7 protein-coding genes are annotated in these 6,997 nt (G+C 64.9%); 6 read left to right on the plus strand and 1 reads right to left on the minus strand.

The genetic code is table 11. From position 1 onward, the window contains the following. The coding region (locus FHR90_RS16665; RefSeq protein ID WP_183275545.1) for an IS3 family transposase at positions 1 to 855 on the plus strand (855 nt) is incomplete at its 5' end. Between the two features lie 104 nt (positions 856 to 959). Further along, positions 960 to 2,153, plus strand: a complete 1,194-nt coding sequence (locus FHR90_RS16670) for a DUF932 domain-containing protein (protein ID WP_176623983.1) — start codon at positions 960 to 962, stop codon at positions 2,151 to 2,153. A 231-nt stretch (positions 2,154 to 2,384) separates the two neighbouring features. Here the strand turns inward: FHR90_RS16670 and FHR90_RS16675 are convergent, their stop codons facing one another. Further along, on the minus strand, positions 2,385 to 2,975 hold the full coding sequence (locus FHR90_RS16675) for a glutathione S-transferase N-terminal domain-containing protein (RefSeq protein WP_176623981.1): 591 nt from the start codon (positions 2,973 to 2,975) through the stop codon (positions 2,385 to 2,387). A 126-nt stretch (positions 2,976 to 3,101) separates the two neighbouring features. Between FHR90_RS16675 and FHR90_RS16680 the strand changes: the two genes are divergently transcribed. From FHR90_RS16680 to FHR90_RS16695, 4 genes are all read left to right on the plus strand, one after another. Further along, positions 3,102 to 3,470 carry a winged helix-turn-helix transcriptional regulator gene (locus FHR90_RS16680; protein ID WP_176623979.1) on the plus strand — a complete coding sequence of 123 codons (369 nt, stop codon included), beginning with the start codon at positions 3,102 to 3,104 and terminating at the stop codon, positions 3,468 to 3,470. A 187-nt stretch (positions 3,471 to 3,657) separates the two neighbouring features. Continuing rightward, positions 3,658 to 5,799 carry a ParB/RepB/Spo0J family partition protein gene (locus FHR90_RS16685; RefSeq protein WP_176623977.1) on the plus strand — a complete coding sequence of 714 codons (2,142 nt, stop codon included), beginning with the start codon at positions 3,658 to 3,660 and terminating at the stop codon, positions 5,797 to 5,799. A 104-nt stretch (positions 5,800 to 5,903) separates the two neighbouring features. After that, on the plus strand, positions 5,904 to 6,320 hold the full coding sequence (locus FHR90_RS16690) for a hypothetical protein (RefSeq protein WP_176623975.1): 417 nt from the start codon (positions 5,904 to 5,906) through the stop codon (positions 6,318 to 6,320). Continuing rightward, the coding region (locus tag FHR90_RS16695) for a hypothetical protein (RefSeq protein ID WP_246330352.1) at positions 6,313 to 6,997 on the plus strand (685 nt) is incomplete at its 3' end. The genes FHR90_RS16690 and FHR90_RS16695, both read left to right, overlap by 8 nt.

Raw genomic sequence — 6,997 nt, forward strand, 5'->3', positions numbered from 1 at the left:
GACGTGCTGGACGTGTCCGAGCGGCGGGTATGCCGCGTGCTCGGCCAGCACCGGTCGACGCAGCGCAAGGTGCCGTGCGGGGCAGATGACGAAGAGGCGCTCACCGAGGACATTGTAGCCTTGGCCAGGCAGTACGGCCGCTACGGCTATCGCCGGGTGACGGCGCTGCTCCACACCGCCGGCTGGTCGGTGAACCATAAGCGCGTCGAGCGGATCTGGCGGCGCGAAGGGTTGAAGGTGCCCCAGCGGCAGCCGAAGCGAGGCCGGCTCCGGCTCAATGACGGGTCCTGTATCCGGCTCCGGCCGGAATATCCGGGACACGTCTGGGCCTACGACTTCGTTGAAGGGCGGACGCACGACGGGCGCAAGTTCCGCATCCTCACCATCATCGACGAGGCCAGCCGGGAATGCCTGGCGCTGATCGTTGCCCGCCAGCTCAACCATGAGGATGTGCTGGCTGCCCTCGCCGAGCTGTTCATCGAGCGCGGGCCGCCGGCGCACATTAGGTCGGACAATGGCAGCGAGTTCATCGCGACCGCGGTCCAGGCCTGGCTCGGCCAGATCGGCGTGACGACCCTCTACATCACGCCGGGCTCGCCCTGGGAGAACGGCTACAACGAGAGCTTCAACGGCTCACTGCGCGATGAGCTCTTGAACGGCGAGATCTTCTACAGCCTCGCCGAGGCCAAGGTGCTGATCGAGGCCTGGCGGCGCCACTACAACACCGTCCGGCCGCACAGCAGCCTCGGCTACCGCCCGCCGGCGCCGGAAGCAGCAACCCCGCCATTGCCGGCCTCCGGTTCCGCTTCGCTCCACCTCCGACCGGCAATGGCGGCGGAGACGACAATGCACTAACACTCATCCCGGACCACCCAGTGGGGGCCGCTCAGGGCCGGGTTTCCGTGACGGGATGAGGGCTGGAGAAGAGTTCTCCGGCGCCCGTCATGGAGTTTCGTCCCATGACTATCCAGGTTCTCGATGCCCGCCACGACGCGAGCAATGGCTATAAGGTGGATGTGAGCCGTGGCGACCGTGTCGGCCGCGTGTCGTCGGAATGGTTCTCACGCCCCGACGACGAACGCTTTCTCTCGCTCACCGATCTGGGCCGCACCGTGCGCGAACGCTCCGAGCGGAGCCGGACCCGCACGGTGGAAAGCGCCCTGATCCACGTCGAGGCGAGTCGCTCCGACCCCGAACGCCTCTCCTTGATCCTACCCGGCGCGGCGGCCCCGATCGCGCCGACGCACTGGAGCTTCGGGCAGCTCGCCAGCCTGGTCGGCGCCCCGGCCGCCTATCTGCGCCAGCTTCCCGCCGCGCTCGCCGGCATCAACCTGCAATATGGCCTGACCTCGCATCGGGCCGAGCAGATCAAGACCTTCGAAATCGAGGAAGGCCGCGTCGAGTTGCGCGCCGTCACCGGCCCCGATTATGGCCGTATCCATGACTATGAGCTGATCGAGGCCATCCAGCGCATCGCCGGCAATGGCACCGGCGATACCCGTTGGAAGGTGCCGGGCGTACTCGACTGGTCGACCGGCATCTACAACCCCCGCGTCGATGTCTCCAAGGACACGACCACCCTCTATGCCTCCGACCGCGACGTGTTCGTCTTTCTCGTCGACGATCTTAATCCCATCGAGGCCGGACGCCTGCCCGATGGCTCGCCTGACCTGTTTTTCCGTGGCTTTTATGCCTGGAACAGCGAGGTCGGGGCAAAGACGCTCGGCATTGCCTCCTTCTATCTCCGCGCGGTCTGCCAGAATCGCATGTTGTGGGGCGTCGAGAATTTCGAGGAGATCACCATCCGCCACTCCAAATATGCCGCCTCCCGCTTCGCCCATGAGGCGGCGCCGGCCCTGCTGAACCTCGCGGATTCCTCGCCGCAGCCGTTCCTCAACGGCATCAGGGCTGCGCGTGAGCGGATCGTGGCGCGCACCGACGAGGATCGCTCCGAGTTCCTGCGCCGTCGTGGCTTCTCCAAGGCCGAGACCGGCAAGATCATCGACACCGTTCTGGCCGAGGAAGGCCGTCCGCCCGAGAGCGTCTTCGATTTCGTGCAGGGCATCACCGCCGTCGCGCGGGACAAGCCCCATCAGGATGCCCGCCTCGATATGGAGGCCAAGGCCAAGAAGCTCATGGATCGGGCCGCCTGACTTCCGCAAAGCCGGGCACGCGATTTTCCGTATCTCCGGCTTTGCGTCTTTACTCTTCGTTTCCGATTTTCCACGGCGCGGTCCTCCACAAGTGCGAGGGCCGCGTTTTTTTATTATGGCCCGGTAGCAAAGCATCAGCATCAGCATCAGCAACGGGATTGCCCCGCACGTAGCGGACGATCGACTCCCGAACACCAGCCATCGCGGATGAAGCTGCGATTGGCTCAGCTTTCAGGTGGCAGCGAGTCCCTCCTCAGCGAGCGCCTTGGCGACAGAAGGCTCCGTCCTCATCCGCGCAAGATAGTGGCTGAGCCGCTCCGGCACGTCGATCCCGAACATGGCCGCCCACGACAGCATCACGAACAGATAAGGGTCGGAGATCGTCATCCGATCGCTCACGAGAAATGGCTTGTCGTCAAGTTGTCCAGCGATCGTCGCGAAGCGTCTGTCCAGCATCTGCCGCGCCTTGTCCTTCTCCGGCTGCGGCGCGTTGAAGAAGAAGGGCCTGAAGTTGACGTGGATCTCGGTCGTCATGAACTCCGTCGCTTCCAGCGCGCGCCAGCGGACGAGGCCGTCCTCCGGCAGTAGCTTGCCAGTCAACTGGGCGATATAGGCGAGAATGACGAGGTTTTCGGTCAGGATCGTTCCATCGTCGAGTTCGAGCGCGGGCGTGTAGCCCTTCGGATTGATCGTCCAGAAGTCACGACCGTCTTCGGTCTGCTTGTCCCGACCGACGCGGACGAGCTTGTAAGGCAACCCTGCCTCGACCAGCGCGATGTGGCTGGCCTGGCTGCAAGCGCCGGGAGCGTAATAGAGGATCATGCAGGTCTCCTTGGTGGCGTGTTCTGAAGCCCGTCTCCGGGCCAATATGGTCACAAATATTGACCACCACCAATTAGATGACTACTTCTCACACGCCAAGAACGCATATTTTTGGGGCCAGGTCAGATGGATATGCCTTCGTCGCCCAGCAATTCCCCCGACTGCCACCAGGTCAGCGAAGTTCTCAGCCGTGTGGGAGACAAATGGACGATGCAGGTGGTGGTGGCGCTTCGCGACCAGCCACGGCGCTTCAACGAACTGAAGCGCCAGGTCGGCGGCATCTCGCAACAAATGCTGACGCGAACCCTGAAGACGCTTGAACGGGACGGCATGGTCGAGCGCACGGTCTGCCCCACCACGCCCCCGCAGGTGGAATATGCGCTGACCGCGCTGGGGCACTCGCTGTCGGAGCCTGTACGGCATCTGGCGCAATGGGCGCGCGCAAACATCGCAACCATTCATGACAATCGCCGGCGATACGATTCAATTCGCTGAGCCCGATCAGACGAGGCAGCCAGAATACCAATTTCCACTGGCGCGCACGGGCAAGGTGGGCGTGCGGTTCCGCGCGGGTGCCGTGCCTGCGGTCGGCGTCCCAGAGAGGAAGAGGAGGGCCGGACTTCCGTGACGGGTTGGAGGTCGAGAGAGAGTCTCCCGGCCGCCCGTCGCGGAGTAAATCCCGATGGCTACTGCCGTTCAGAAGATCGCCCTGTCGTCCTCGCGCGACATCCCCCTCAACAAGCTCATGCTCAGCCAGTCGAACGTCCGGCGCGTGAAGGCCGGCGTCTCGATCGAGAACCTGGCGGCCTCGATCGCCCGTCGCGGCCTCATTCAGAGCCTCAGTGTCCTGCCGGTGCTCGATGCCGAGGGCAACGAGACCGGCATGTTCGAGGTGCCCGCCGGAGGCCGCCGCTTCCGGGCGCTGGAACTGCTGGTCAAGCAGAAGCGTCTCGCCAAGACCGCGCCGGTGCCCTGCGTCGTCCGCGAGCGCGACGATGTGATTCTCGCCGAGGAAATCTCCTACGCCGAGAACGCCGACCGCGAGGCGCTGCATCCTCTCGATCAGTTCCGCGCCTTTCAGGACATGCGGGCCAAGGGGATGCCCGAGGAGGACATCGCCGCCGCCCATTTCGTGCCGGTGCAAATCGTGAAGCAGCGGCTCAAGCTCGCCTCGGTCTCGCCGAAGCTGCTCGACGCCTATGCCGAGGACGGCATGACGCTGGAGCAGCTCATGGCCTTCGCCGTGTCGGACGATCATGACCGCCAGGAGAAGGTCTGGGAGGCCGCTCGCACACTTGGACGCTCGCAATCCTGGCAGATCAAGGGCCTCTTGACCGAGGGCACGGTGCGCGCCTCCGACAAGCGGGCCGTGTTCGTCGGCATCGACGCCTATGAGAAGGCCGGCGGCTACATCATGCGCGACCTGTTCGAGCATGACGATGGCGGCTGGCTGCAAGACCCGGTGCTGCTCGACGGCCTGGTCGCCGACAAGCTGAAGGCTGTGGCCGAGGAGGTCGCGGCCGAAGGCTGGAAATGGGTCGAAGTGGCGTTGACGCTGCCTTATGGCGCGACCCGTGGCCTGCGCGAGCTGCCCGGCGTGGCGCTCGATCTGACCGACGAGGAGCAGGTGACGGCCGACGCGCTCCACGAGGAATACGCCAGGCTCGAAGCCGAATATGAGGACTGCGACGAGCTGCCCGACGAGATCGACGCGCGACTCGGCGAACTCGAACGGGCGCTCGAAGCCTTCGACGATCGGCCGGTTCGCTACGATCCCGCCGACATCGCCATCGGTGGTGTCTTCGTCAGCATCGACGCCGGTGGCGCCCTCACCATCGACCGCGGCTATGTCCGTCCCGACGATGAGCTTCCGATCGAACCCGAAGCGAGCGAGGGGCCGGAGGTGGATGGCATCACCAGCGCCGAGCCGGAAGCGCTTGCCGTCCAGCGCGCCGTCATCACCATCGGCGGCCAGCCTGTCGAGCCCGACGACGAGGAAGACGACGCCATCAAGCCGTTGCCCGAGCGTCTCATCATCGAACTGACCGCGCACCGCACCCTCGCGCTGCGGGACGCGGTGGCCCAGCATCCCCATGTCGCCATGACGATGCTACTCCACAAGCTCGTGACCGACACCTTCCTGCACGGCGGGACGACCGGATGCCTGCACGCCAACGTCCGCGAGATCTTCTTCCCCATCCAGGCCGAGGATCTGAAGGACAGCGTGCCCGCGAAGACTGTCACCGAGCGGCAGGAGGCATGGAAGCAGGATATCCCGACAGACGAGGAAGCATTGTGGAACTGGCTCGACCAGCTCGACGATACCAGCCGCATGACGCTACTGGCGCATTGCGTGAGCTACGGGGTGAACGCCCTCTATGAACGGCCGAACCCGCACAGTGGCAGCGGCGTCAGCGAGCATGGGCTGCAGGTTCGTTTCGCTCAGGCCGACCGGCTCGCGCGTGCGACCGGGCTCGACATGGTCGACGCGGGCTGGCGGCCGACCTTCGGCAACTACCTCAACCGCGTCAGCAAGCCGCGCATCCTCGAAGCCGTCCGCGAAGGCGCCGGTGAACGGGCTGCCCAGCTCATCGGGCACCTGAAGAAAGGCGACATGGCGCGTGAAGCCGAGCGGCTCCTCGCCGACAGCGGCTGGCTCCCCGAGCCGCTCCGTCTCGCCGATCTCGCCGATGACCAGACCGGGGAGGCTTCGACCGAGAGCGACACCGGCGACGCCGCCGCGCTGCCGGATTTCCTCCCCGATGATGAGGACGACGCCCCGGCCGACGAAGGCGACGAACTGGCGTCGATCGCGGCCGAATGACCTGACCTGGCGCGGGGCGGCTCCGGCTGTCCCGCGCTTCCTTCTCAATCCGCACTCACCAATGCCCGGCCTCGCGCCGGGTTTTGTCGTTTCAGGAGCCCGATATGGCCAATTTCTTCACCCATTTCTCATGCCTTCTCGATGTCGGCACGCCCGAGAACGCCGCTCGCGCGCTCGACCTCTACAACAAGCTGTCCGAGGAAGGCGCCTCGGAGGAGCCGCCGTCCGACGGCTTCCTTCTCTCCATCCAGCCCGAGCATGGCGGCACCCAGCTCTGGATGCACGACGACGAGACCGGCGATCCCGAACGCCTGATCCAGTTCGTGAAGCTCTGCGCCAAAGAGTTCGGCCTCACCGGGCGGTGGGGCTTTCAATATGCCGACACCTGCTCGCGCCCGCGCGTCAACGCTTTCGGGGGCGGCGCGCACGTTCTCGACCTCGCCACCGGCGAAACGGTGGCCTGGACCTATACCAATGGCTGGCTCGCCGACGTGCTCGACGGAGGTGATCCCGATGCCTGAAATCATCGAAACCACCGTCTATCGCCTTGAGGAACTCTCCGACGCGGCGAAAGACAAGGCCCGCGCCTGGTATCGGCAGGTCGGCTTCGACCATGACTGGTTCGAGTTCGTCTATGACGATTTCGAGCGCATCTGCTCGATCCTCGGTATCGACCTCAAGACCGTGCCGGTTCGGCTTTACGGCGGCGGCACTCGACAAAAGCCCTGCATCTGGTTTTCAGGCTTTTGGAGTCAGGGCGACGGCGCCTGCTTCGAGGGGTGGTATCGCCATGCAAAAGGGGCGCCGCAGAAGATCCGCGACCATGCGCCGAAGGACAGTGAACTGCACTGGATCGCCGATGCCTTGCAGGCGATCCAGCGCCGAAACTTCTACCAGCTCCACGCTACCGTCACGCATCGCGACCGCTACTACCATGAGTATTGCATGGCGATCTCCGTCGAGCGCGACAGCCCAACCTATCAGGACATGACAGTCGATGCAGAAGACAGCGTGATCGAGGCGCTGCGCGATCTCGCCCGGTGGCTCTACCGGCAGCTCGAACAAGAATATGAGGGCCAGACCTCGGACGAGGCCGTGGACGAGGTGTACCGCCCGCAGATTGTGAGACACCGATCTGAAGCCTACGCGGCGACGGCCGCGAGTGGAAGCTGCGCGGCGCGGATTGCGGCCGGTGGCC

This window comes from Endobacter medicaginis, assembly GCF_014192375.1.
GTDB lineage: Bacteria > Pseudomonadota > Alphaproteobacteria > Acetobacterales > Acetobacteraceae > Endobacter > Endobacter medicaginis.

Coding starts and splice junctions, on each gene's coding strand:
- FHR90_RS16675 (WP_176623981.1), bottom strand. CDS start 2,975: ATGATCCTCTATTACGCTCCCGGCGCTTGCAGCCAGGCCAGCCACATC.
- FHR90_RS16690 (WP_176623975.1), top strand. CDS start 5,904: ATGGCCAATTTCTTCACCCATTTCTCATGCCTTCTCGATGTCGGCACG.
- FHR90_RS16670 (WP_176623983.1), top strand. CDS start 960: ATGACTATCCAGGTTCTCGATGCCCGCCACGACGCGAGCAATGGCTAT.
- FHR90_RS16685 (WP_176623977.1), top strand. CDS start 3,658: ATGGCTACTGCCGTTCAGAAGATCGCCCTGTCGTCCTCGCGCGACATC.
- FHR90_RS16680 (WP_176623979.1), top strand. CDS start 3,102: ATGGATATGCCTTCGTCGCCCAGCAATTCCCCCGACTGCCACCAGGTC.